Source organism: Sulfitobacter sp. G21635-S1 (genome assembly GCF_027213915.1).
In the GTDB taxonomy this organism is placed as follows: Bacteria; Pseudomonadota; Alphaproteobacteria; order Rhodobacterales; family Rhodobacteraceae; genus Sulfitobacter.
Window position 1 is genome coordinate 35,017 of sequence record NZ_JAPWGV010000008.1, and the last position, 25,235, is coordinate 60,251.

Here is a 25,235-nt window from a genome sequence, read left to right on the forward strand (position 1 = left end):
AGATGAAGGTCCGCCTATAAGGGCACTCACCTTAGCCCCGCCCTTGTGGCGGGGCCTTTTTTGTTTGACGGCGCACGCCCGCATCATGGCAGAAAACCACCCTGCCCATCGGAAAAATCGCGCCAGATCTTTTCACCGACCTGGCAATCGCGCGGATTCCGGGCCTGTGCCGGGATCACCCGTGCCGCCGGGGACAGTCCCGCGATTTCCAACACCAGTTTGCGTTTCACCGCATCCGCAAAATCGGGCCAGTCGGTGACCGGGATGACAAAGGCACCCGGCCCCCCGATGACGCAGGTCTGGTAATAGATGTCGAGCTGCGGCAGGTCGAACTGCGAATAGGCGCCGTCGCTGGTCATCAGCGGCAGCCCGTTGATGGTGATGCCCCGCGCAAGAACCGCATCCCGGGCAAGGGCCACCGGGCCGCCAAGGTTGTTGGGGCCATCCCCGGAAATGTCGATCACCCGGCGCAGACCGGCATAGGCGTTGGTCTCGATCAGCTCCGCGCCGAATTGCAGCGCGCCCGAGATCGAGGTGCGGCGCAGGCCGGGATCAAGTTTGGCGGTCAGCCGCCGCGCGAAATCGGCCAGATCGGCGCGCGAGGTGACAACACGCCAATCCACCACGACCTGCTGCGTTCCGGCCCATTGCACATAGGTCAGGGCGACGTTCTGAAGCAGGCCGGACTGCACCGCCGCAAAGACTTCGGAAGACCCGAGCGCCGCGGCATAGCCCCGGCGTTGCAGCTCAAGTTCCGCCTGGGACATGGAGCGGGAGACATCGACCAGCAGGACCAGTTCAAGGTCCACTTCAACCACCTGCGTCTGGGCAACTGCGGTGCGAAAGCCGCCCGACATGCAGGCAAGAACCAGGGCCAGCAGGCCGGGAATCAGGCGAAGGCGACAGAGCATTCCGAAACGTTAAATCGTTTCGGGATAAACTTGAAACATCCCACATCACTTTTCGCGTTCGACCGAAGGGAGAGGCAGCGAACAAGTGATTCAGATTTATCCCGAAACGTTAGGAAGTCACCCTGCCTGTGTAAATTGCCCCTTGCCTGACATCACGGTCATTTCATGCGGGCTCAGCGCGGTTCGGGTGTGCTGTGCCTGTTGTAGGGCGCCCAGTCGGTGATCTCGGGATAATACATTGCCCGCCATTTGCGGACCCTCGGGTTCATGATGCGCCGCCAAAGTGGCGGGATCATCGCCGCCAGCGTCATCACCGGATAGCCATGGGGCAGTTGCGGTGCTTCATCAGGGCCATAGTTCTGCAGGACGGGGAACCGCCTGTCGGGTTTGTAATGGTGGTCGGAATGACGCTGCAGATTGATCAGCAGCCAGTTCGATGCCCTATGCGCCGCGTTCCAGGAGTGGCGCGGCTGGACATGTTCATATCTGCCGTCGCCCAGGTGCTTGCGGGTCAGCCCGTAGTGCTCAATGTAATTGACCAGTTCCAACTGCCAGATCGCCACCCCCGCCTGCACCAGGAACAGCACCTGCCCGGACCAGCCGCCCAGCAACAGGGCCAGCGCCAGCAGCGCGGCCTGAAACCCCCAGTATTTGAAGAACGGGTTGGAAAGGTCGGTCCAGGGCAGGGACTTGCGCGCCAGCATCGCCTTTTCTGCCGCAAAGGCCGAGATCAGCGATTCACGCAGCACACGGGGATAGAAGCGGTGGAACCCTTCGTTGTATCGCGCCGTCACCGTATCGCGCGGTGTTGCCACATAGCGGTGGTGCACCAGCAGGTGTTCGGACCGGAAATGCGAATAAAGCACCATCGCCAGAAGCGCATCTGCCAGAAACCGCTCCAGCCGGTTCCGCTGGTGCATCAGCTCATGGGCATAGTTGATCCCTATGGTGCCGGTGATAACACCGACCCCGAAAAAGACCATGAAGCGTTCGAAGGTGCCAAGGTGCTCGGCCTGCGGGACGTACCAGATCAGTCCGAACAGCGTCAGGAATTGTGCAGGAACCCAGATCAGGGTGACAAGCCGATACCAGAACAGGTCGCTTTCCGAGGCAGAGAGGTCTGCGTTGTCCAGGTTCAGCCCCACGACAGCATCCAGCAGCGTGAACAGATACCATGTGATCAGCGGCAGCAGGACAACCGTCCACCCCCCGCAGATCGCCGTGATCCAGGCCAGCGGGATCAGCCCCAGCGACAGCCAGAACGGCAGCGCCCGCGTCACGCGGGCAAGCTCCTTTGGCGCTAAGGTTTTACCTTGTATGGTCATGGTATCGGTTCTCTTTTCGCAATCCGATCCTAGTCACCCGGACTCAAAGTTCGGTTCATTGAATACAGTTCTCAACAGCAGGTTCGCGCCCGACCCCGAGGGCGGCTCTCCATTTGGCGCAGCACTTCCATTTTTCCATACTGGGCAGCATCTTGCTAGGTCGGAGTTTCGCACCCGCCGTTTTGCCGAAGGCAAACCTGCGGTTTGACGGGGGCGGGGTCGGGTGCGAACCGGATCGCAAGCGATCCGGGCGCGGGAGGAAATGATGCGCATTTCGTTTCCGCCATTCTAGCGCAGCTTGCCTGCCGGTCAAAGGCCCGTAACATCCTCTGACTGCGACAAATCGAACGCCTTGCGCATCACCGTCGGCAGATCGGAAGGGCGGAAGTCCTGCCTTGGGACAAAGTCGCCGCGTTCGGGCTGCACCTTTGGCCCGACGCGGGCCGTCCGGACGGAAAGGATCAGGTGGAAATGGGTAAAGGTGTGGCGCACTTCACCGGCCAGGTCACGCCAGCAGGCGGTGACCGGCGGCGTACCCGCTGGCCGCTCGGTCGCAATGTCCAGCCAGTCCGAACCGGGCCAGCCCAGCATGCCGCCCAGCAGCCCCTTGTCTGGGCGTGTCTCCAGCAACCACGCCCCATCGTTCCTCTGCGCTAGGTAGAGCGTGCCGTGGCGCACCGGCTTGGGCTTCTTCGGTGTTTTCATCGGCAGCAGCGGGGCGGTGCCCTCGCGCCGCGCCTTGCAGGGATCGCGCCAGGGACAGATCCCGCATGCGGGCGATTTCGGAGTGCAGATCGTGGCCCCCAGATCCATCACCGCCTGCGCGTAATCGCCCGGCCTGTCACGCGGTGTCAGTGCCGCCGCTTTCTCCATCAGCACCGGTTTGGCCCCGGGCAGGGGCGTGTGAATGTCGTAAAGCCGCGCCATCACCCGCTCCACGTTGCCGTCCAGCACGGTCTGGGGCAGATCAAAGGCGATCGACGACACGGCCGCCGCCGTATAGGGGCCGATGCCTGGCAGGGCCAGCAAGGCCGCATGATCGGCAGGAAAGACCCCATCGTGTTGCGCAACCACGGCCCGTGCGCACTTCAGCAGGTTGCGCGCCCGGGCGTAATAACCCAGTCCGGCCCATTCGCCCATCACATCGGCATCCGGTGCTGCGGCCAGCTCCGCCACCGTCGGCCAGCGCGCGACGAAGCGCGCGAAATAGTCCCGCACCGTGGCAACGGTGGTTTGTTGCAGCATGATTTCGCTCAGCCAGATGCGGTAGGGGTCAGGCCGGATGCCCGCCCTGCGCTCTGCCGGGCCGGTGCGCCAAGGCATCTCCCGCGCATGGAGGTCATACCATTCCAGCAAGATGTGCGGCAGGTTGCCGGGGGACGGTGTTTCACGCAATGTTTATAGGTCCTCGGCGGTGATGGGGTGGCGCAACGGCATCAGACCGCTATGGTATGCTGCACGTTCGGAGATACAAGCCCATGCCACCGCGCCGCACCGGAACCTATGGTTTCAAACGCACCGACAGCCTTTTGTCCGGCCAGATCCGGAAGGCCTCCGAATCGCGTGGCTTCGCGCAGTCGCGGCTGCTGACCCAATGGGTTGAAATTGTTGGCAAGGACATTGCGGAAATCTGCCAGCCCGTCGAGATCAGCTATGGCCGGGGCGGATTGGGGGCGACGCTGACCCTGCTGACAACCGGCTCCCATGCCCCCGTGCTGGAGATGCAGAAAGAGAAACTGCGCGCCAGGGTGAACGCGGTCTACGGATACAACGCCATCGCACGGGTGCGCGTCACCCAGACCGCCGCAACCGGTTTTGCCGAAGGGCAGGTTGCATTCGCCCACCAAAGCCCCGGACCGAAGGCGGCACCAGACCCGGCGCTGCGCGCAAAGGCGACAGCGGCGGCGGGCCAGGTTTCGGACAACGGATTGCGCGAGGCACTTGCGCGTCTGGGTGAGAACATATTGAACAAGAACAACCGCTGAAGAGCTGACAAAGGAATATCACATGCAACGTAGAAATCTGATTCTGGGCGCTGTCGCCGTCGCGGGCCTGGGCGGCTGGGCACTGACCCGCACCTCGGCAACCCCCGGTTCGACCGCCATCGTTGGCGCGGCGAATGCCCAGTCGAGCGATGCGGATGTCGATACCTCCACAATCACCGAGATGGTGATGGGCGATGCGGATGCGCCGGTCACGATCATCGAATATGCCTCTTTCACCTGCCCGCATTGCGCGGCCTTCCATCAGGGGCCATTCAAGCAGCTCAAGGCCGACTATATCGACACCGGCAAGGTCAGGTTCATCTACCGCGAAGTCTATTTCGACCGTCCCGGCCTCTGGGCCTCCATGATGGCGCGTTGCGGCGGCGAAGCAAAGTTCTTTGGCATTGCCGATCTGATCTACAAGGGCCAGTCCGACTGGGTCCGCGGCGGCGATCCTGCGACCATTGTTGAAGGGCTGCGCAAGATCGGCCGCCTGGCGGGCATGGACAACGACACGCTGAACGCCTGCCTGCAGGATGCCGACAAGGCGCAGACGCTGGTGGCCTGGGAAACAGAGAACCGCGAAGGCGATGACATCACCTCGACCCCCAGCTTCATCATCAACGGCACCAAGCAGTCGAACATGTCCTATGCCGATTTCAAGACATTGATCGACGCTGAGCTCGGCAGCTGATGCGCGCACCGCTTGCCGGCCTGAGGGTCATCGAACTCGCAAGGGTCCTTGCCGGGCCCTGGGCGGGTCAGACGTTGTCGGATCTGGGATGCGAAGTGATCAAGGTGGAAAGCCCTGCCGGCGATGACACGCGCCAGTGGGGCCCGCCCTTTGTCACCCGCGATGACGACCAGTCGGCAAGCTATTTCCACTCCACCAACCGGGGCAAGGCATCCGTTACCGTCGATTTCCGGACTGACGCGGGCGTGGCGCAGGTCAAGGCGTTGCTGAAAGATGCCGATATCCTGATCGAGAATTTCAAGACCGGCGGGCTGGCCAAATACGGGCTGGACTATGCCAGTCTCAAGGAAGAATTCCCGCAGCTGATCTATTGTTCGATCACGGGTTTCGGCCATACCGGCCCCTATGCGCACCGGGCGGGCTACGATTTCATCATCCAGGGCATGTCCGGCCTGATGTCGGTCACCGGGGAAGCTGACCGGCAGCCGCAGAAATCGGGCATGGCGATCACCGATATCTTTACCGGCATCTATGCAACCACCGCGATACTGGCTGCCGTGCATCAGCGCAGCCAGACCGGCCGGGGGCAGCATATCGACATGGCGCTGCTGGATTGCGCGGTGGCGATCATGGGCAATCAGGCGATGAATTACCTGACCACCGGCAAACCGCCGGGGCGTATGGGCAACGCCCACCCGAACCTGACCCCCTACGAAGTCTTCGAATCCTCAGACGGTCACCTGATCATCGCCACCGGCAACGATGGCCAGTACCAGCGGCTGTGCCGCCTGCTGGGGCTGGATGACATGGCGGAAGCGTCGGACTATGCCAGGAACGCCGACCGTGTGGCCAACCGGCCCGAGATGATCCGCCGCCTGAACGGCGCAACGCGCCTGCGCGAGCGGGACGACCTGCTGGCCGCCTGCGAAGCGAACAATGTGCCTGCCGGGTCAATCAACGATCTGTCCGATGTCATGGCCGACCCGCAGGTGGTTGCGCGCGGCATGCAGATCGAACTGGACGGGGTGCCGGGCCTGCGCTCGCCCTTCACCTTCTCGGATGCCGAACTGGCGCTGCACCGTCCGGCCCCGAAACTGGGCGAGGACAACTGAGGCCCGCCGATCTTTTCAAAAAGATCGGACCGGAATTTTCGAAAATTCCGCCGTGTCATGCGGGGCGGGGCAGCGCATCCAGCGCTTTGAACAGTGCGTTGTCTTCGGCGAATTGCAGGCGGACGGGCAGGGTGATCACCTTGCTGCGGAAGCTGTCCGGCAGCCTGACGGCATCCTTTTCCGTCGTGACCAGCTGCGCGCCCCGTGCGCGGGCATCACTTTCCAGCCGGGTCATCAGCGCCGCGGTCAGCGGCTGGTGATCGTCCAGTGCTTCGGCATGGACCAATGTCGCGCCCAGTGCCCGCAGCGTGGCAAAGAACTTCTCCGGGTGGCCGATCCCGGCAAAGGCAAAGGCAGTGGTATCCGCCCAGTTCATACCGGTCTGCAAGGGGGCAAGGACAGCCTGCACATGCGGCACGGCAGGTGGCAGGTCCGGTGCCGCAAAGCGATCCTGCGCGGCCGCTGTTCCGATGGACAGCAAGATGTCAGCCCGGCCCAGACCGGCCGTCGCCGGTTCGCGCAGCGGGCCCGCGGGCAGGCACAGGCCGTTGCCAAATCCTTTTTCCGCATCCACCACCACGATGGCCAGGTCATGATGCAGCGCCGGGTTCTGGAAGCCGTCATCCAGCACGATCACCGTTGCCCCGGCCTTTTGCGCGGCCCTGGCCCCGGCAGCGCGGTCCCGTGCCACCCAGACCTCGGCAAAGGCGGACAGCAGCAGGGGTTCGTCCCCGACCTCGGCCGCGCTGTGGCGCGCAGGATCGACCTGCACAGGCCCTTCCAGGGTTCCGCCATAGCCGCGCGACACGATATGCGGTGTGTGAAACAGGTTGCGCAGGTGATCCACCACCGCCATGACCGTTGGGGTCTTGCCGGTGCCGCCCGCGTTGATGTTGCCGACGCAGACCACGGGCACCTCAAGCCGTTCGCGCGCGCCCTGCGCCAACCGGCGCGCGGTGGCCAATGCGTAAAGAGCGCCCAGCGGCTGCAACAGCCGTGCGCGCCAGTCGGGCCGGGGAAGATGCCAGAAAGCCGGTGCCCGCATCAATGCGCCCTTACCACATCATCAAGCGCATCCTGCACAAGATCGGTCACCCGATCCATCAGCGCCGCACCCTGGCTGATCACATCCCATCCCGCATGGGCCATGGTTGCGGCCTGATCCGGGGCGATCAGGCGGGAAACGGCAGTGCCGAGCGCATCGGCATCATTGACGATGCGCGCCGCGCCTGCGGCCGCCAGCCTTGTGTAGGATCCCATGAAATGCCGCACCTTGGGACCGTAGAGCACCGAAGACCCCAGCGCCGCCGCGTCAAAGGGGTCACAGCCGCTTTCGCCCTGCACCAGGGAGGAGCCCAGAAAGGAAACCGGTGCGAGCCGGAAGAACAGGCCCCGGTCACCGGGGTCATCGGTCACGAGGACCTGCGTTGCCTCGTCGGGAAACGTGCCGTCGCTCCAGTTCACGGTCACGAAGCCGCGTGCCTGGGAAAGCTCGATCGCCTCGGCGGTTGTTCCAGGCTCTGCCGCCTGCAGGATCAGCAACAACCGGTGCGACAGGCGCATGGCCTGCCGGTGCGCCGAAAGGATCGTGGGAAATTCCCTGGCCTGCAACTGGGTGGCAAACCAGACCGGCCTGCCGCTGATGACCGCAGAGAGTTCCGTCAGATCCGAATCCACGCAAGGCAGGGCCTGTCCGCCTGCCAGCAGCGGGGAGGTGATTTCAATCTGCTGGCGCGTCAGCCCGAGTTGCAGCAACCGTTGCAGCCCCGGTTCCGACCGGGTCAGGACGTAGTCGAACTGTGACAACATCCGGTAGGTCAGATCGGAAAGCCAGCGGTCGCGGCGGCCGTCAAAGCCCCGGGTGTCGGCGTCAATCAGGAACATGGCGCACTGCCGGGCGCCGGTTTCCAGCACAAGGTTGGGCCGCAGCGCGCCCCAGACCCAGATGCAGCAATCGGGTTTCCAGTGATCGTGAAATGCCTTGACCGTCGACTGGTGTTCGCCGGGCACAGGCTGGACGATCACGTTGTTGTCTGTTTTGGCCAGCGCGGTAACATCCGCGCCCTCCGGCAGGGTGATCAGCACGTTCAACCCGGTCCGCACCGCGCAAAGCCGCAGGGCAAGGTCCTGCACCGCCAGCAGGTTCCCGGATTCAGCGGCGTGAATCCAAACCAGTTCACCGGGGGGCCGCGGCCCGGAGGGCGGGACCACATCCGCCGTCCCGTGCCGGATCATGGCGCGATATGCCGCGAGCCCCAGCGACCGCGCCATGGCCGGTTCAGCCCAGCTCTTCGGTGGGTGAGGCAGGGGCTTCCTCGTCCCGCAGGCGGTGCAGATGCGCGATGAAATAGCGCATATGGGCATTGTCCACCGTGCGTTGTGCCTCGTTCTTCCAGGCGTCGAATGCAGTGGCATAATTGGGGAAAATGCCAACGATATGGATGTCATCGACGTTCTTGAACGCGGTTTCCGTGGGATTGACCAGTTCACCGCCGAAAACGAGGTGCAAGCGTTGTGTCATGGAATTTCCTTTGTCACTTGGGAGTATCCCTGTCGTACCAGAAGAAACGTTTCAGGCAAGTGCAGCGATCAGCGCGGCCTGGGCGGGTGCGCCCCCGGCCACCACCCCGTTCAGCCGGGGATCGGCATTGTTGAAGACCAGCGGCCGGCCCGTCTGATCGGAACAGGTGCCGCCTGCCTCCGTCACGATCAGGGCGCCGGCTGCGATGTCCCATTCCCAGCTGCGGCGCAGGGTGATCATCGCATCGAAACGGCCCTGTCCCACCAGCGCAAGGCGGTAGGCCAGCGAAGGCCGGTAGCTGCGTTTGAAGGTCGGGGCGCTGCGGGATTTCCAGTAGTGGTCCATCAAGGCGGGTTTCGCGGCCAGTACGGTGGTCTGCGACAGGTCGGGCTGATGCGCGGCCCGCAGGTCCTTGCCGTTCAGGGTCGCCCCCTCGCCCTTTGCCGCGGCATAGAGCTTGTCCCGCATCGGCAGGAACACAACTGCCGCGGTGATCACCCCCGCCTCTGCCACAGCCAGCGAATGCGCCCAGGTGTTCGACCCTTCGACAAAGCTGCGGGTGCCGTCGATCGGGTCGATGATGAACACCCTGTCCTTGCCCAGTCTTTCGGTGGTGTCTTCGGTTTCCTCCGACAGCCAGCCGTAATCGGGCCGGGCAAGCCGCAATGTGGTCTGCAGCACATCGTTCACCGCCAGGTCGGCCTCGGTCACGGGGCCCGCATCGCCGGGTTTGTCCCACCGCCGCGCCGTCTTGCCGACAAAGCTGGTGGCGACCCGGCCGGCAATGCGCGCCGCGTCGATCAGAAGGGGCAGATCACGCGCCGGCAAGGGTCATCCCCGGCACCAGCAATGACGGCACGACCCGGCTCAGGTGCGGACGCCCGTCATTGGCAGGGATCATCGCACGCAGCATGTCCCGCAGGTTGCCCGCGATGGTGCATTCGTTGATCGCATGGGTGATCTCACCGTTCTCGACCCACAGGCCACTGGCCCCGCGCGAATAATCCCCGGTGTTGGGGTTGATCGTCGATCCGATCATCGAGGTGACAAGCAGACCGGTCCCCATCTCGCGGATCAGGTCGTCCCGGCTGACCGCGCCCTGGGTCAGGGCGATATTCCAGGTGGTGGGGGAGGGACCCGAAGAAGTGCCGCGTGCCGCGTTGCCGGTCGGCGCCATGCCCAGTTTGCGCGCCGTGGCCAGATCGAGGGTCCAGCCCATGAGCACGCCGTTCTCGACGATCATGCGGCGCTGTGTCGGCAATCCTTCACCGTCGAAGGGGCGCGATCCGCCGACGCGGGGGCGGTGCGGGTCTTCGATCAGCGACAGGTGGTCGGGCAGGATGGCCTCGCCCAGCGCATGCCGCAGATAGGACGCACCGCGCGCAATGGCATTGCCGTTCACCGCACCCAGCAGGTGGCCGATCAGGGAGGATGCGACGCGTTCGTCGAACAGGACAGGATAGGTCCCGGTGGGCGGCTTGCGCGCATCAAGCCGGGCAAGGGCGCGCTGTGCGGCGGTCTGGCCAATGTCGGCGGCATCCCGCAGATCCGATTGGAAGATGCGGTTGTCGCCATCGTAGTCTCGTTCCATCCCGCTGCCGCTGCCCGCGATGGCAACACAGGACAGCCCGCGGTTGGTGCGGCCAAAGCCGCCTTCGAAACCGTTTGTCGTGGCCAGAAAGATCTGCTGCCTGCTGTACCCGGCGCTGGCGGATTGCACCTGGCTGACGCCCTTGACGGCCAGTGCCGCGGCTTCGGTCGCGGCGGCATCCTCCTGCAGGGTCTCGGGCGAGGGTTCCTCCGCCGGATCGACCAGTTGCAGGGCTTCGGCGTCCCAATGCTGCGCAAGCTGCTCTGGCTCGGCCAGCCCGGCATAGGGGTCTTCGGGAGCCTCGCGGGCCATGGCAACCGCGCGGACCGCCATTTCCTCAATCGTGCGTTCGGATGTGTCCGAGGCCGAAACCGTCGCGGATCGTTTCCCCACAAAAACACGCAGCCCGATGTCGGTGCCTTCTGCCCGCTCGGCCTGTTCCAGCATGCCGCCGCGCACGTCGACAGAGACCGAGGTCGCGCGGACAGCCTTTGCATCTGCCGCATCCGCGCCTGCCTTGCCGGCGGCAAGCAACAGGGATTTGGTCAGCGAATCGAGGGGCTGGGACATGAGGCAGGCTCCAATCGGGGTTGGCGCAGAGGTAATCGCCTATGGCCATAAGGGCAAGAGCAGCGCCCCGATTGGGCGCTCCGGGCGCGGGAATGGCCGGGTTGGCGGCCCTTGTTGTCCATGAATTGAACAAAGCTGCGCTTTGCCCCCGGGGCGTCAGATGCCAGGCAAAGCCGACTTTGCGTCACATCGCAGCCCCGGCGTGTGGCGCTATGTCCGAAGGACGCGGCAGGAGACAAGCGGTCAGTCGTGAGAATGCAGAGAATGGCGGGATCGGGTCCAACCTACGTTTTCAGGAATCCTGCTATCTGGGCATTTACTTCATCAGGGGCATCCTCCTGAACGATATGCGACGCATTGGGTATTATGCGATGGATCGCATTGGGCAGCCTGTCAGCCAAAGCATCATTCAACCGCCGAAAAACAACCGGGCTTGAGTTTCCGCTAAGCAACAGGACGGGCATCGTGACACGTGAGAGTGGAACGTTACGCAAATCGGGAAAGCCATGATATAAAGCCTGCGCTCTGTCCGGTCCCCGATTGTCCCAGACCTGCTGGTAGCGCTCTTCTGAGAGGCCGTCAAAGGCCCGATCCCCCAAAACGCCCCGGCCAAAATGTGCAATGGCGGCTTTGTCGTCCCCCTTTCGAAATGCCTTTTCCGCTGGCCCAAATGTCCCTGCACCCAGTTTCGCGATCGCAAAGGCAAGTTTCGGGTTCGAAAGGAACAGCTTGAGCAATTGCAGCGGCTTTGGCGGGATTTCCAGATGAACGGTTACGCTCGGTGCTTCGATCAGAACCAGGCTTCGACACATCTCGGGGCGTTGCGTCGCCAGGACGAGTGCAATCAGCCCGCCCCACGAATGCGCCACAATATGGGTTGGGGCCGTCCCAAGGTGGTCGATCAGCGCGGCCAGATCGTCCACATGGGTTTGGAACGTATCCGGCTGGTCTGGCGGAATGGGGGCGTTCGGTGCGTGAAACCGGCGACTATAGCAGAGAACCCGGAAATCCCTCGACAATGCGGACATCTGACCGGTCCAGCTTCGGAGGTCCGATACACCACCGTGGACAAGCGTGACAGGGTCGCCGCGACCTTGTTGGAATGTGGCGAGGCTGGTTCCGTTCACCTCGATCATAGTGGTGTCATTGAGGTCAAGCATGCAGGACAATAGCATATGTGCCTGAACTTTCCGAACGGCAACTTCGTCTGCCAGCAGGAACTTGCGCGCCCTGCGTCGAAGGTCCTCTCTGGATCGCAAACGCCTGACAGTTGGGCCAGGATTGCCTGGCACGGCCTCCTGTCAGGATTCAGAAAATTCGCCAGCAAGAGCCAGAATTGCGCGGCATGCGCCGCCCCGGGGCACATAGCAAATGAAAAGAGGCGCGGACAGCGCCGCGCCTCTTCGTCCATTCGAAGCGCGCAGCTTACTTGATACGCTGCCCATTGGCCAAGACCTGGCCATCTTCGGTGAATTCGATCTTCGAGCTCAGGGTATCCGGTTCGGTGCCGGGCACTGCGAAGAGGCCCATCATCATCCGTGCGCCCATCGCCTGTTCTTCCGGCAGCATGCCCATCCCGACCAGCTTGTCCAACAGGCCGTTGCCGCCGACAAGCGACAGGTCAACGGCGCCCACAGGCTTCGGCATGCCGGGGAATGTGGTCTGATCCGTGTTGTCGAAGGTCACGTCGCCCTGACCTTCGAGACGCGCACCGGCGGCATCCACCACCAGCGTGTTCACCGTCAGCGCGTTGACCTCGCCCGGAGGGCCCGCAAGGTTTGCCGCGGCTTCCGGGTCCATGTAGTTGACCAGCAGCTTGGCCTGACCGCTCAGATCCAGCTCGATGGTTGCCGGGTCACGCGGCAATTGGCCGGTGGGGTCGAAGATGCCCCAGATCATGTCGGACATGACGAAATCGCCCAGCGTAATCCCAAAGGCAAAATCCTGCGGGTCGTCGGATTTGACCACGGGCGCTTGCAGCTTGAAACCGGAACGCGCCATGCTCAGGTCGATCGGGAACGGCAGATCGGCCACCTTGATGTTCATCTTGGTGTCTTTCTGGGACCCGGCATAGGCAATGCCGCCCGGGCCCATCTCAACGCTCAGATCGCCGCCCTGCGAGGATGTGGTGGCGGCGAAATCGCCTTCGGTTTCATCCTGGAAATTGATGTCGGTGTTGCCGGCGCCATAGGTGATGGAGCCCGACATATCAAAGCCCGCCGCGATCATTGCCGCCATATCTGCCGCATTCAGGTTGTCGAGCGGGATCAGCCCACCCCCCTCAAGGGTCAGTTCGGACATGCTGCCGACCATGGCAAGCTGGCCGGTCTGTTCGGGGTTGTGCACAAACAGGTCATAGCTGACGCTGCCGATCTGGCCGGTCTGCTCATAGCTGCGCATGTCGCCGATGGCCATTGTTGTCCGGCTGGTGAAGTCGGTCGCAACGACGTCGATCTTGGCGTTTTCTTCGCCATAGCTTTTGTCATCCACCATCAGCTCGGTCAGCTTCAGGCCGATGGTGCCCGCATCATAGGCATAGGTCATGTTCTCGGGCGTCCCGCTGACCGTCATGCTGTGGTCGGACTGGGTGTAGTCCAGGTTCATGGTAAAGCCGGGGTCGGTATCGGTGCCGGTGGCGGAAATTGTCATGGGCAATCTGTCCGGCATCACGATTGCCACCGATCCATCGCCATTCGCGATGAATTCGAAGGTGCCCATGGTCATGGTGACAGCAGCGCCTTCATCGGGCATCGGCATGTCCAGGGTCAGATCGCTGACAGTCAGGTTGCCACCTGACTCAGTTTCAGAGGCGCTGATGCCGTAGCCCATCCCCTCCATATACTGGCGCCAGTCGCCCCAGACCTGTGACGGGGTCAGATCGGCCCAGGCGGCAGAAGACAACAGCATCGCGGGCAACGCGAGGCCAATGGAAGCGGAGTTCAGACGAAACATGGGAAAATCCTTATCGCAAATGTGGCCAGAGCCTCTGACAAAGGGCGCGAAGGGTCAAGTACCGTGCAGGGGTGGACCATCGCATTTCACAGCTTTACCACAGGGCAACGACCCTATGCAAAACATCCCCCGATCAAAGGAGCGATCCAATGGATATGACCGGCAAGACAGTTATGATCACAGGTGCGAGCCGTGGCATCGGCGCCGAAACTGCGCGGGTTTTCGCCCAGGCAGGGGCAAATGTCGTCTTGCTGGCGCGTTCTCAGGACGCGCTGAGCGATCTGGTGGGGGAAATCGGCGACAAGGCGATTGCGATTCCCTGCAACGTGGCGCGCTATGGTGAAATGTCTTCGGCGGTCGCCACCGCCCAAAGCGCATTCGGCAGTCTGGACGTGCTGATCAACAATGCCGGCGTGATCGAGCCGATTTCCCGGCTCGCCGACGCCGATCCTGCCGGTTGGGGTCAGGTGATCGACATCAACCTGAAGGGCGTGTTCAACGGCATCCATGCGGTGCTGCCTGCGATGCGCGAAGCGGGCGGCGGGTCGATCCTGACAATTTCTTCCGGTGCCGCCCATGGCGCGATCGAAGGCTGGAGCCACTATTGCGCCTCCAAGGCGGCGGTCAACATGCTGAACCGCTGCCTGGACAAGGAAGAGGCCGAACATGGCATCCGCGCCATTGGCCTGTCGCCCGGCACTGTCGCCACCCAGATGCAGCGCGAGATCAAGGCCTCCGGCATCAACCCGGTCAGCAAGCTGGCCTGGGAAGATCACATTCCCGCCGACTGGCCCGCACGCTGCCTGTTGTGGATGTGCAGCGCGGAGGCGGACCGGTTCAAGGGAGACGAAATTTCCCTGCGCGACGAGGACATCCGCCGCGCCGTCGGCCTGATATGATCCTCTGCGACCGCGCAGACGGTATCTGGACCGTCACCATCAACCGCCCGGACAAGGCCAATTCGCTGACCCATGCCATGCTCAGCGACCTGGCAGAGGTGATGGAGGCGGCAACAGAGGCAAGGGCGGTGATCCTGACCGGCACGGGCCGCGTTTTCAGCGCCGGTGCCGATCTGGAGGCTGCCCGCGCGGGGCTGGCCACCTCCGATGTCTGGGAACGGCTGTCCGGGGCGGTTGCCTCCCTGCCGGGGCTGACCATCGCGGCGCTGAACGGCACCCTGGCGGGCGGTGCCATGGGCATGGCGCTGGCCTGCGACATCCGCATCGCCGTGCCGGAGGCCAGGTTTTTCTATCCGGTGATGAAGCTGGGGTTCCTGCCGCAGCCGTCCGACCCGCTGCGCATGGCGGCCCTCATCGGGCCTGCGCGCACCAAGCTGATCCTGATGGGCGGGCAAAAGATCACGGCAGAAGAAGCACTGTCCTTTGGCCTGATCGACCGGATCGTCGCGCCTGAGGAACTGTTGGAACATGCCCGCGACCTGAGCGCCGACACGGTTGCCGCCAAGCCCGAGATCGCAGCCGGGATCAAGCGGATGTGCCGCTCAGGCTAAGGACCCCTTTGCTGCACGCCGCTGCATTCGGACGGACCAATCCGGATGCGGCGGGTTCTGACCCTTTGCAATATCCTTGATCCTTTGCCGCTGTCCGGGCATGAGGATGGCGTATTTGCTTTTTGTTACAAGGGTCCGGTGATGGAGTTCGACCTTTCTGCGCAACCTGAAATCGTGCAGCAGACCTATGGCTATGCCGTGCAGGGCTGGGAACTGGCGCTCAGCTGGTTGTTGAGCCCGGCGGCCTGGTCCCAATTCGCATTGCTTGTGGTCGCATGGCTGCTTGCGGTGCTGATTTCGACTCGGATGAAGCCTGCGTTGCAGCGGCTGATAGAACCTGGCGACAGTGCCGGTGTCTTCGCCACGCCGCGCCGGTTTGTCCTGCGCTTTCTGCCGTTGCTTTCACCGCTGCTGGCCTATGCCCTGACGGGCATCGGGGAAAGCATCGTCAGATCCCTGTTCGATTCCGGCGCCGTCATCGCCTTTGGCAAGCGGGTGTTCCTCTTCCTGGCCGCGCGGGCGCTGGTCCGCGACATGATCACCGATCCGCTGCTCAAGACCATGGGCCGCTTTATCCTGCTGCCGATCATGGCGATTTATGCCGTGGGGCTGATGGATGTCGTGAACACGGCGCTGACCGAAACCATCGTGGGCGTCGGCAACATCCGCTTTTCGCTGATCACCGTCGTGCGCGGGGTCATCGCCGGGACCTTCCTGTTCTGGCTGGGGCAATGGTCGAACACCCAGACCACGCAGATCATCGCCCAGAAAGAGGAGATGCGCCCGTCGATCCGGCAGTTGCTGATCAAGACGGTCGAATTCACCATCTTTGCCGTGGCCTTCCTGCTGCTGATGAACATCATGGGCATCAACCTGGGGGCCCTTGCCGTTCTGGGCGGCGCCATCGGTGTGGGGCTGGGGTTCGGCCTGCAAAAGATCGCGTCGAATTTCATTTCTGGCGTGATCCTGCTGGTCGAGGGGCAGGCGACAGTCGGTGATTTCGTGGAACTCGACGGCGGCGAAGCAGGCACAATCGTCAAGATGATGGCCCGGGCCACGATTCTGGAAACCTTCGATGGCCGCTGGATCGTGGTGCCGAACGAAGATTTCATCACCACCCGTGTGGCGAATTACTCCGATTCCGGGTCGGCCAACCGATACGAGGCGGCATTCTCTGTCAGCTATGACACCGACATCAACAAGGTGCCGGCCCTCGTGGAGGCCGCAGTGGCCACGCATCCGGAGGTGCTGGATGAACCCTATCCGCCCGATTGCGAGCTGCGCGGCTTCGGTGACAGCGGTGTGGATTTCGCGGTGGAGTTCTGGGTCAACGGGCTGGACGACGGGCCGAACAAATACACCTCCGACGTCCTGTTCCTGATCTGGAACGCGCTCAAGGACGCGAAGATCGAGATTCCCTATCCCCAGCGCGTGGTCGAGATCAAAGGCGGTTTGCCCAAGGCAGGGGCATGAGCCGCGCTGTGGTGATCGGGGCAGGCCCGGCTGGTCTGATGGCGGCAGAGATGCTGGGACGTGCCGGTCTCGCGGTCACGCTCTGCGATGCCAAGCCATCGGTGGGCCGCAAGTTCCTGATGGCCGGCAAATCCGGCCTGAACCTGACAAAGGACGAGCCGTTCACACCCTTCATGGAAGCCTATGCCGAGGCACGAGCCCCATTGTCCCCGATCATCGCGGCATTTGACGCCAGCGCCGTGCAGGCATGGGCGCGCGGGCTGGGCCAGGAGGTGTTCTCCGGATCGACAGGCCGGGTCTTTCCGACGGCGATGAAGGCCTCGCCATTGCTCAGAGCCTGGCTGGAACGCCTTGCCGGGCTTGGCGTGCAGACCCGCACCCGGTGGCACTGGCAGGGCTGGCAGGGCGCGGCACTGGCATTCGACACCCCCGGGGGCGTCGAGACGCTGCAGGCAGATGTGACCGTGCTGGCCCTTGGGGGCGCAAGCTGGCCCCGGCTGGGCGCGACCGGCGCATGGGCCGACATATTGCGCGCCCGTGGTGTCGATCTGGCGGGTTTTGCCCCTGCGAATGCCGGCGTGGCAGTGGATTGGTCTGACCACATGGCCAAGCACTTCGGCGCGCCGCTCAAAGGCGGGGCATGGTCCGCCGGCCCCTATCAATCGCGGGGCGAGGCGAGCCTGTCGGCGCGCGGGCTGGAGGGCGGCGGGATCTATTCGGTCTCCCGCGGTGTCCGTGAAGGGCATGATCTGTTGCTTGACCTGTTGCCGGATCTCTCCGTGCCGGAGATCACGACACGCCTGGCAAAGCCGCGCGGCAAGGCCAGCCTGGCCAATCATCTGCGGAAGGTGTTGAAGCTGACACCGGCGCAGATCGCGCTGATACAGGAAATGGCGCGGCCCCTGCCCGATGGCCTGCGGGCCACGGCGCGGGTGTTGAAGGCGCTACCGATAAGCCACGCCGGGCTGCGCCCGATGGCGGAGGCCATCTCGACCGCCGGGGGCGTCCGTTTTGGCGCGCTGGATGACAATCTGATGCTGCGCGCGGTGCCGGGTGTCTTTGTGGCAGGGGAAATGCTGGATTGGGAGGCGCCGACAGGGGGCTATCTGATCAATGCCTGCCTTGCGACCGGGCGCTGGGCCGGGCAGCAGGCCGCAACCTGGGCCGGGGTCTGATCCGGGGGCTCGCGCTAATCGGCAGTCGCACATCCGGCTATCGAGCCGCGGTTCCGCAACGCCATCCAATAATGGTAATGGGCACTCCCGGTTGATGAACCGTTTTTCCGCAACGCGATGGAAAAGCATTAACGTTCCGTAAATGAAGACATGTCATTTTTGACATGTCTTCATTTGCAGGTGTGACTGCCGTCTGTGTGAATGCCGAAAGCGTGACTGCACCTTGAGGGGCCGAAGCCTTCCGCATCCGAAACGCCAGATCTTACCCCGCACCCTTTTCCTGCGCGGCCTTGAACGCGGGCCGGTCCCGCATCCGGGCGGCCCAGGCGCCGAGCTTGTCATTCAGACGCGGAAACTTCGCACCGATCGACCAGTTCACGCAGTGACAGGCCAGGATATCCGCATGGGTCATCTGGTCCCCCATCAGGAACGGCCCTTCCAGCCGCTCCGCCAGCACATCGGCCGAGCGCAACAGCTCCGCCTTCAGGCTGTCCTTGATCTCGGGCACCCGGCGGTCTTCGGGAAAAACGAAACTGTGTTTGGCGGCCGCCCAGAGAATCGCGTCGAATTCATCGACCAGCCAGAAGGTCATTGCATCCTGCCGGGCCCGGGCAGGGGTGCCTGCCGTGGCCGTCAGCTTGCCATGTTTGTCGCCGAGGTAGGTCATGATCGCCACGGAATCGGTCAGGATCTCATCGCCGTCGACAAAGGCCGGGATCTTGCCCAGCGGATTGTATTTCAACGCTTCTTCGGACCGCGGCCCGGCATCCACCTGTTGGTAATCTTCGCCCAGTTCCTCCAGCATCCACATCACCCGGAAAGCGCGGGATCTGGTCGCACCAATCACCTTGTACATCGTTGTTCCTTTCAGCGTTGAGCGCCCAGCATCGCGAGGCGGATAAAGGCGCGTTCGACCAGTGCCAGCGCCGGCGCGGTCTGCGCTGCCGACCGCAGGGTCAGGTCGGTATCGGTCAGAACCGTCAGCGCGGTTTCCAGCTTTGCCGCACCCCAGGCCTTGGCCTGCCGCATGGCGCGGTCCCGGTCGCGCACCCCATAGACGGGCGCGCCGGGGGATGCCGCAATGCGGTAAAGCGTGCGGAAATGGCGGATCGCCATGATGGTCAGCGTCACCGGGTTCACGCCCTGTCCCTGCAACTTGCTCATCACCGGCCCGATGTCGCCCGCGCGGGCCTCGGCCACCACATGCAGGATGTCATCCACATCCGCCTCGGTCGACGTCGGCGCGCAGGCGGCAACATCCTGCCCGGTCAGGGCGGTTGGGTCATTCAGCTTGTAAAGCGACAGCTTCTCCAGGGTCTGCCGGAAATCGCCGGGATCAAGCGTGCGGGCCAGTTCGCTCAGCGCACCCATGGCATCGGGTTCGGGGCGCAGCCCGGCCTCTGCCAGCAACCGCTCGATCTCCGCCCGGTCTGGCGGGGTGTCATAGATCGCCACCGCATAGGCATTCGGATGGCTCTCAAAGGCTTTGCGCACCTTCGAGGTCTTCTTCAGGTCGCCCCCGGACACGACAATCTGCGCATCGCCGGGCTGCCAGTCTCCCAGCGCATCCAGCAGCGGCTTGGCGATATTGTCGTTCGCGTCCTCGACAAAGGCCGCACGCGGTCCGGGAAAGAACCCCACCGCCTTGATCGCATCCAGCAACATCGCGGGATCGCGGCGCAGCTCGGCTGCAGGGATTCGCGTCAGGCGCATTTCCTCTTCCGCATCGGGACCCAGCAGGGATTTCAGGAATTCCTGCCGTTTCAGCGCGACGCGCATCGCATCGCTGCCAAAGATCAGCAGGCCGGTCTTGCCCGCGTCCGGCTTGGCGAAATAGCTGTTGGCCTCGCGCGGGGACAGTTTCATGCGGGGATCTGCGCGGCGTAAAGCCTTGCGATGATCTGCTCGGCCAGGATGCGCATCAGGCGTTCTTGTGCATCCTGCGCGCTGGCCAGCGTTGCAACGGTTGTGCCGGTGGCGGAATAGCCGGTGAAATTCTCGACGGTGCCGGAGGTCACGATCTGGCCTGTGGTCAGATCCCGCAGGGCGAAATCCACCGCACCCAGCAGGTTGAACCGGGTGATGTTGCCCGCCGAATCGATCGCCAGCCCCTCTTCGGTCGTGGCAATCTTGACCGCCAGGCCAAAGCTTGCGGCGCTGGTACGGCCCAGCCGTTCCTCGATCTCTCGGGTCAGCAGATAGCCGTTGCGGTCATCCGGCTCATCCACCAGCACGCGGTTGCGCAAGGCGCTGCCGCTGCCGCCGGGTCCATAGACCGGCTCGAACCCGCAGGCGGCCAGCGCCAGCGGGGCAAGCAAAACGGTACGGCGGTCAAGCAACGACATTCACGATCCGTCCGGGCACAACGATGACCTTCTTCGGGGTGGCCCCATCCAGGGTTCTGATCACAGCTTCATGGGCCAGCGCGATCTTTTCAACCTCTTCTTTCGGCATATCGGCGGGCACCTGTATTTCCGCACGCCGTTTTCCATTGATCTGGATCGGCAGGGTGACGGTATCGTCAACCAGCATTGCCGCGTCAGCCTTCGGCCAGGGGGCGGTGGCAATCAGGCCTTCGCCGTTCTGCCTGGCCCAGATGTCCTCGGCCAGATGCGGGGTCATCGGGGCCATCAGCTGCGCCAGCGTCATGATCGCTGCGCGCTGGGCGCTCTGGCCCGCCTTGGATTTCTGCAAGGTTGCCGTGAAGGCGTAGAGTTTCGCAATCGCCGCATTGAAGCCGAAACTTTCGACACCCATGGTCACGTCATGGATGGTCTTGTGCATGGCGCGCAACAGATCCTCGTCACCCTCTCCCCCGGCATCGGCATCCATCGCCGCGATCCGGTCGCTGATGTTCCAGACCCGCGACAGGTGCTTGAACGCCGCTTCGGCACCCGAGGCTGTCCATTCCACGTCCCGCTCGGGAGGGGAATCGCTCAGCACGAACCAGCGGGCCGTATCCGCGCCATAGTTCGAGATGATGTGCAGCGGGTCCACCACGTTCTTCTTGGACTTCGACATCTTGGCCGAGGGTATGATCTCGACCTCGGTGCCATCCGCGAGCCTGCCGTCGGTGACATCCTCGGGCAGGTGATAGACAGGACGGCCCCTGTCGTCGCGGGTCTGATAGATCTCATGTGTCACCATGCCTTGGGTGAACAGCGCGTCAAAGGGTTCGATGGCGCTTTCCGGCAGGTGTCCGGTGATCTGCATCGCGCGGGCAAAGAAACGTGAATAGAGCAGGTGCAGGATCGCATGTTCGATGCCGCCGATATACTGGTCCACGTTCATCCAGTACTTGGCATCTTCCATGTTTGTCGGCGTTTCGGCGTGGGGCGCGGTGAAACGGGCGAAATACCAGGAGGAATCGACAAATGTGTCCATCGTGTCGGTTTCGCGCCTCGCCGCCGCGCCACAGGACGGGCAGGCACAGTCGCGCCAGGTCGGGTGCCGGTCCAGCGGGTTGCCGGGCGTGTCAAAATCCACATCATAGGGCAGCTCGATCGGCAGGTTCTCTTTCTTTTCCGGGACCACGCCGCAGCTGTTGCAATGCACCACCGGGATCGGGCAGCCCCAATACCGCTGGCGGCTGAGGCCCCAGTCGCGCAGGCGGAACTTGGTCACGCCGTGGCCCACGCCATTGTCCTCGCAAAAGCGAATCGCGGCGTCGATGGCTTCGTTGCCGGTTTGCCACTGCTCCCCCGCGAATCCGCGGTTGTAAAAGACCTTTTCGTCCTTGGCGGGCACAAAGGCCTCTTCGAGGTCTTCGGGCGCTTCCTCTGACGGCAGAAAGGTCGAAATGATCGGCAGCTCGTATTTGGTCGCAAATTCAAAATCGCGCTGGTCATGGGCCGGGCAGCCGAAAATGGCCCCGGTGCCGTAATCCATAAGGATGAAGTTCGCGATATAGACCGGCAGGTCATGCGCCGTGTCAAACGGGTGGCGCACCCGGATACCGGTATCCAGGCCCAGCTTCTCGGCGGTTTCGATGGCTTCCTCGGTTGTGCCGCCCTTTCGGCACTCTGCGCAGAAGGCCGCGACATCGGCATTGTCCCGCTCCAGCGCCTTGGCAAGCGGGTGATCGGGCGAGATGCCGACAAAGGAGGCGCCCATCAGCGTATCGGGGCGCGTGGTATAGACCTCGATCCGGTCATAGCCGTCCGGCGCGTCAATGGTGGAGAAGGCGAATTGCAGCCCACGCGATTTGCCGATCCAGTTGGCCTGCATCAGCTTGACCTTGGCGGGCCAGTTGTCCAACCCGTCGAGCGCCTCCAGAAGTTCTTCCGAATGATCCGAGATCTTGAAGAACCATTGCGTCAGTTCGCGCCGTTCCACCAGAGCACCAGAGCGCCAGCCGCGCCCCGCCTCGACCTGTTCGTTGGCCAGCACGGTCATGTCGACCGGGTCCCAGTTCACCACGGCGTTCTTGCGATAGACAAGGCCCGCATCGAGGAAATCGAGGAACAGCGCCTGCTGCTGACCATAGTATTCCGGGTCGCAGGTGGCGAATTCACGGGACCAGTCGATCGACAGGCCCAGCGGCTTCATCTGGCCGCGCATGTCGTCGATGTTGCCGTAGGTCCAGTCCTTGGGATGGCCGCCGATGGCCATGGCGGCGTTTTCCGCAGGCATCCCGAAGGCGTCCCAGCCCATCGGGTGCAGCACGTTATGCCCGGTGGCGATCTTGTAGCGCGCGATCACGTCGCCCATCGTGTAGTTGCGCACATGTCCCATGTGGATGCGGCCCGAGGGGTAGGGGAACATCTCCAGCACATAATACTTGGGCCTGGAGACATCGCGGACGGCGCGGAAAATGCCATCCTTTTCCCAGGCAGATTGCCAGCGGGCTTCGATTTCAGCGGGGGTATAGCGGATCATGGCCTGTGCCTTCGTTCAAACGGATTGCGCCGGGCCGTTCATGTCACTGGGCCCGGCGCATAAGAAGTCGTGGATTGTGTTCGGGATCAGAATTTGTTGTCGGCGAGTCGCATCTCACGGGCGCGGGACAGAATGGCGTCCTCCACCGCGCGGGTGGTGGCAGTGTTCACGGTGCGTCCGCCCTGGGTTTGCAGCGCCAGGTTCAGCGACCGCGCATCAAGCGCCGGATCGTCGATCAGAACCGTCGCGCGATAGGCAGAGCCGCCGCCCGGCGGTGTGCCATAGCCTGTCACGATCACGCCTGTGAACGGGTCGATGGATTGAACAGGCAGGAAATTGAGAACCTCAAGCGAAGCTGACCAGAGGTATTTGTTCACCGAAACATTCGTGCCGGTGTTCTTGCGGTTGAAGATCGACCAGATCGTATTGTCCGGATCGGTCTCGATCACGTTGGGGTTGTTGGTGTTGCTATAGGTCGCGGCACGCGGTGTCGCTTCCCGCCCCAGGCCACAAGCGCCGAGACTCGCAACAATAAGAAGTGCCACTGCGCCTTTGCAAACGGTCCTGTACGCCATTTCAGCTTTCCTTTGCCTGTTTGGACAATGGTCTATCCAAGTGCTGCACCATCGGCAAGGCATATGTCTGCAGCGATTCCCCTGTTGAATATGGGCTTTGTGCTCTTGGACACCCCTGAAAAGGGAGGGGCAGAGATAAAACTGTGGCAAAGCTGCACCATTGGCAGCGACATTGCCCCGGAGCGTTTCAGGCTTCTTGCAAGGAGGGGGGGGTTGGGTGCAAACACCCTTCATACCCTTTCCGGATTCCCCGGTCTGGGCATATGAATTCAAACCGAGGGAAAACTCATGAAAAAAGTTCTCTTCGCTACAACAGCCCTGGTCGCGACCGCCGGCGTTGCAGCAGCAGACGTTACATTTGGTGGTTACGGCCGCTTTGGTCTTCTGTACACCGACAACGGCGTTACAGACACAACAAACATCACAAGCCGTTTGCGTTTGATCGTGAATGCAACTGCTGAATCCGACGCTGGCGTCGTCTTCGGTGGTACAATTCACTTCGAATCCGAAGAGCGTGATGCGGCTGTCGGCACTCTGCCGGGCTTCAACGGCGCACGCTTCTTCGCCCGTTCCGGCGGCTTCGAAGTTGGTGTTGGTAACATCTACGGCGCGCTGGAGTTCATGCCTGGTCAGTACCCCATCGACCTGGGTTTGACCGGTCACTCCTATGACTACGTTGCCTACAACTTCCGTGGCGATGCTTACCAGAACGGCCAAGGCCTGGGTAGCTCGGGCTCCAACGGTATCGAAGTTCTGTACTCTGCTGGTGATCTGGCGGTCCACGTGTCCGCAACCAACCCTGCCGGTGCAAACAACGAGCGTATCGCGGGTCACATCGCATACACATGGAACGGCTGGACATTCGCTCTGGGTGCTCAGGACTCCGACTTCGTTGGTGACACTGAGTGGACAGCCACTGTTGGCGGTTCCTTCGGCCCGGCCGACGTGACACTGGCCTTCGCCGACAACGGCGTTGCTGGCGACCACTGGGTTCTGGCAGGTCGCTTTGATGTTGGCGCAGCCACAAACATCGAAGCCTACGTTGCAGATGCTGACTACTTCGCCCAAACATCCTACGGTGTTGACTTCAACCACGACATGGGTGGCGGCACATCGCTGCGCGGCGGTATCTCCAACAACAACGCCGACGTGACCATCGTTGACTTCGGTGTGCGCTTCAACTTCTAAGTTGAGCTCATACACGTGAGTTTGGGGCAGGCCTTCGGGTCTGCCCCTTTTCATTTCTGCCCCCGTGTTGTTCTGTGCGCCTCAAGGCAGCAAGGGGAACATCATGGGTCTGACAGATATCACCACCAGATTGACCAGGGCAGAAGCGGATGCCGGGCGCAAAGCCGGTTCCGTCACCCTGATCGCCGTCAGCAAGGTGCAGCCGGACGCGCGGGTGCGCCATGTGCTTGAACAGGGCCACCGCTGTTTCGGTGAAAACAAGGTGCAGGAGGCGGCGGGCAAATGGCCCGGTTTCCGCGCTGATTTTCCCGGCGTCGACCTGCACCTGATCGGGCCCCTGCAATCCAACAAGGCACGGCAGGCAATCAACCTGTTTGACGCCATCCATTCCCTGGACCGGCCGAAACTGGCCAAGACCCTGGCACGGCTGGCCCAGGAAGAGGGGAAATGCCCCGATCTGTTCATCCAGGTGAACACCGGCGAAGAGCCGCAAAAGGCAGGCGTCCTGCCCGGCGATGCAGATGCCTTTGTCAGGGAATGCCGGGATCTCGATCTGCCGGTGCGGGGTCTGATGTGCATCCCCCCGGTGGATGAAGAACCATCGCTGCATTTCGCGCTGCTGGCAAAGATCGCGGCGCGCAACGGCTTGCAGGGGCTTTCCATGGGCATGAGCAGCGATTTCGAACGCGCCGTGGCCCTGGGTGCCACCCATGTCCGCGTCGGCTCGGCCATCTTCGGAGAAAGAGTGCCGGGATAAGGCCCGAAACCTGGCTCT

General features: G+C 62.8%; 24 protein-coding genes. 9 read left to right on the forward strand and 15 right to left on the reverse strand.

Going from position 1 to position 25,235, the window contains the following annotated elements; all coding sequences use genetic code 11:
* Positions 1–83: 83 nt before the first annotated feature.
* The 3 genes from O4H53_RS09925 to mutY all read right to left on the reverse strand — a co-directional run bounded on the left by O4H53_RS09925 (position 84) and on the right by mutY (position 3,631).
* Complete coding sequence (locus tag O4H53_RS09925) at positions 84–911, reverse strand: DUF1194 domain-containing protein (RefSeq protein ID WP_269363410.1); 828 nt, start codon at positions 909–911, stop codon at positions 84–86.
* Between the two features lie 173 nt (positions 912–1,084).
* Complete coding sequence (locus O4H53_RS09930; protein WP_269363412.1) at positions 1,085–2,236, reverse strand: alkane 1-monooxygenase; 1,152 nt, start codon at positions 2,234–2,236, stop codon at positions 1,085–1,087.
* A 309-nt stretch (positions 2,237–2,545) separates the two neighbouring features.
* Entirely contained in the window at positions 2,546–3,631 is a 1,086-nt protein-coding gene (gene mutY / locus O4H53_RS09935) for an A/G-specific adenine glycosylase (RefSeq protein ID WP_269363413.1), read from the reverse strand.
* Between the two features lie 83 nt (positions 3,632–3,714).
* Between mutY and O4H53_RS09940 the strand changes: the two genes are divergently transcribed.
* The 3 genes from O4H53_RS09940 to O4H53_RS09950 are packed head-to-tail and all read left to right on the forward strand — an operon-like array spanning position 3,715 to position 6,027.
* On the forward strand, positions 3,715–4,221 hold the full coding sequence (locus O4H53_RS09940; RefSeq protein ID WP_269363414.1) for a DUF721 domain-containing protein: 507 nt from the start codon (positions 3,715–3,717) through the stop codon (positions 4,219–4,221).
* 22 nt (positions 4,222–4,243) lie between these two features.
* The gene (locus O4H53_RS09945; protein WP_269363416.1) at positions 4,244–4,915 is read left to right on the forward strand and encodes a DsbA family protein; all 672 of its coding nucleotides are present in this window, start codon (positions 4,244–4,246) and stop codon (positions 4,913–4,915) included.
* Positions 4,915–6,027 (forward strand): CaiB/BaiF CoA transferase family protein, encoded by a 1,113-nt coding sequence (locus O4H53_RS09950; RefSeq protein ID WP_269363417.1) that lies wholly within the window; start codon positions 4,915–4,917, stop codon positions 6,025–6,027. The genes O4H53_RS09945 and O4H53_RS09950 overlap by 1 nt, the downstream gene beginning before the upstream one ends.
* Positions 6,028–6,082: 55 nt before the next feature.
* On the opposite strand, the gene lpxK is transcribed toward O4H53_RS09950, so the two are convergent.
* From lpxK to O4H53_RS09985, 7 genes are all read right to left on the reverse strand, one after another.
* Positions 6,083–7,072 carry a tetraacyldisaccharide 4'-kinase gene (gene lpxK, locus O4H53_RS09955; protein ID WP_269363419.1) on the reverse strand — a complete coding sequence of 330 codons (990 nt, stop codon included), beginning with the start codon at positions 7,070–7,072 and terminating at the stop codon, positions 6,083–6,085.
* Positions 7,072–8,298 (reverse strand): 3-deoxy-D-manno-octulosonic acid transferase, encoded by a 1,227-nt coding sequence (locus tag O4H53_RS09960; protein ID WP_269363420.1) that lies wholly within the window; start codon positions 8,296–8,298, stop codon positions 7,072–7,074. Before O4H53_RS09960 ends, lpxK begins: the two co-directional genes overlap by 1 nt.
* A 7-nt stretch (positions 8,299–8,305) precedes the next feature.
* Positions 8,306–8,548 (reverse strand): DUF4170 domain-containing protein, encoded by a 243-nt coding sequence (locus tag O4H53_RS09965; protein ID WP_269363422.1) that lies wholly within the window; start codon positions 8,546–8,548, stop codon positions 8,306–8,308.
* A 51-nt stretch (positions 8,549–8,599) separates the two neighbouring features.
* The gene (locus tag O4H53_RS09970; protein WP_269363424.1) at positions 8,600–9,376 is read right to left on the reverse strand and encodes a 3'(2'),5'-bisphosphate nucleotidase CysQ; all 777 of its coding nucleotides are present in this window, start codon (positions 9,374–9,376) and stop codon (positions 8,600–8,602) included.
* Entirely contained in the window at positions 9,363–10,709 is a 1,347-nt protein-coding gene (locus O4H53_RS09975) for a TldD/PmbA family protein (protein WP_269363425.1), read from the reverse strand. The genes O4H53_RS09970 and O4H53_RS09975 overlap by 14 nt, the downstream gene beginning before the upstream one ends.
* A gap of 284 nt (positions 10,710–10,993) precedes the next feature.
* Complete coding sequence (locus O4H53_RS09980; RefSeq protein WP_269363427.1) at positions 10,994–11,869, reverse strand: alpha/beta fold hydrolase; 876 nt, start codon at positions 11,867–11,869, stop codon at positions 10,994–10,996.
* Positions 11,870–12,134: 265 nt separating this feature from the next.
* A complete protein-coding gene (locus O4H53_RS09985; protein ID WP_269363429.1) occupies positions 12,135–13,661 on the reverse strand; it encodes a hypothetical protein in 1,527 nt (508 codons plus the stop codon).
* A 149-nt stretch (positions 13,662–13,810) separates the two neighbouring features.
* Here O4H53_RS09985 and O4H53_RS09990 point away from each other — a divergent pair, with 149 nt between their 5' ends.
* The 4 genes from O4H53_RS09990 (at position 13,811) to O4H53_RS10005 (ending at position 17,819) form a co-directional block, all read left to right on the forward strand.
* Positions 13,811–14,560, forward strand: coding sequence for an SDR family oxidoreductase (locus O4H53_RS09990; RefSeq protein WP_114276090.1), 750 nt, complete (start codon positions 13,811–13,813; stop codon positions 14,558–14,560).
* Positions 14,557–15,171, forward strand: a complete 615-nt coding sequence (locus O4H53_RS09995; protein WP_269363431.1) for an enoyl-CoA hydratase/isomerase family protein — start codon at positions 14,557–14,559, stop codon at positions 15,169–15,171. The genes O4H53_RS09990 and O4H53_RS09995 overlap by 4 nt, the downstream gene beginning before the upstream one ends.
* 141 nt (positions 15,172–15,312) lie before the next feature.
* Entirely contained in the window at positions 15,313–16,644 is a 1,332-nt protein-coding gene (locus O4H53_RS10000) for a mechanosensitive ion channel family protein (protein WP_269363432.1), read from the forward strand.
* Positions 16,641–17,819, forward strand: coding sequence for a TIGR03862 family flavoprotein (locus O4H53_RS10005; RefSeq protein ID WP_269363434.1), 1,179 nt, complete (start codon positions 16,641–16,643; stop codon positions 17,817–17,819). Before O4H53_RS10000 ends, O4H53_RS10005 begins: the two co-directional genes overlap by 4 nt.
* 262 nt (positions 17,820–18,081) lie before the next feature.
* On the opposite strand, the gene O4H53_RS10010 is transcribed toward O4H53_RS10005, so the two are convergent.
* The 5 genes from O4H53_RS10010 to O4H53_RS10030 all read right to left on the reverse strand — a co-directional run bounded on the left by O4H53_RS10010 (position 18,082) and on the right by O4H53_RS10030 (position 23,272).
* Positions 18,082–18,675: a glutathione S-transferase family protein gene (locus O4H53_RS10010; RefSeq protein ID WP_269363436.1), complete on the reverse strand. Its 594-nt coding sequence runs from the start codon at positions 18,673–18,675 to the stop codon at positions 18,082–18,084.
* Between the two features lie 11 nt (positions 18,676–18,686).
* Entirely contained in the window at positions 18,687–19,685 is a 999-nt protein-coding gene (gene holA, locus O4H53_RS10015) for a DNA polymerase III subunit delta (protein ID WP_269363437.1), read from the reverse strand.
* Positions 19,682–20,164, reverse strand: coding sequence for an LPS assembly lipoprotein LptE (gene lptE / locus O4H53_RS10020; RefSeq protein ID WP_269363439.1), 483 nt, complete (start codon positions 20,162–20,164; stop codon positions 19,682–19,684). The genes holA and lptE overlap by 4 nt, the downstream gene beginning before the upstream one ends.
* Positions 20,151–22,697 carry a leucine--tRNA ligase gene (leuS, locus tag O4H53_RS10025; protein ID WP_269363441.1) on the reverse strand — a complete coding sequence of 849 codons (2,547 nt, stop codon included), beginning with the start codon at positions 22,695–22,697 and terminating at the stop codon, positions 20,151–20,153. The genes lptE and leuS overlap by 14 nt, the downstream gene beginning before the upstream one ends.
* 86 nt (positions 22,698–22,783) lie before the next feature.
* Complete coding sequence (locus O4H53_RS10030) at positions 22,784–23,272, reverse strand: DUF3576 domain-containing protein (protein WP_269363443.1); 489 nt, start codon at positions 23,270–23,272, stop codon at positions 22,784–22,786.
* A gap of 288 nt (positions 23,273–23,560) precedes the next feature.
* Between O4H53_RS10030 and O4H53_RS10035 the strand changes: the two genes are divergently transcribed.
* A complete protein-coding gene (locus tag O4H53_RS10035) occupies positions 23,561–24,460 on the forward strand; it encodes a porin (RefSeq protein ID WP_269363445.1) in 900 nt (299 codons plus the stop codon).
* Positions 24,461–24,563: 103 nt separating this feature from the next.
* Positions 24,564–25,217 carry a YggS family pyridoxal phosphate-dependent enzyme gene (locus O4H53_RS10040; RefSeq protein WP_269363448.1) on the forward strand — a complete coding sequence of 218 codons (654 nt, stop codon included), beginning with the start codon at positions 24,564–24,566 and terminating at the stop codon, positions 25,215–25,217.
* The last annotated feature ends 18 nt before the right edge of the window (positions 25,218–25,235 follow it).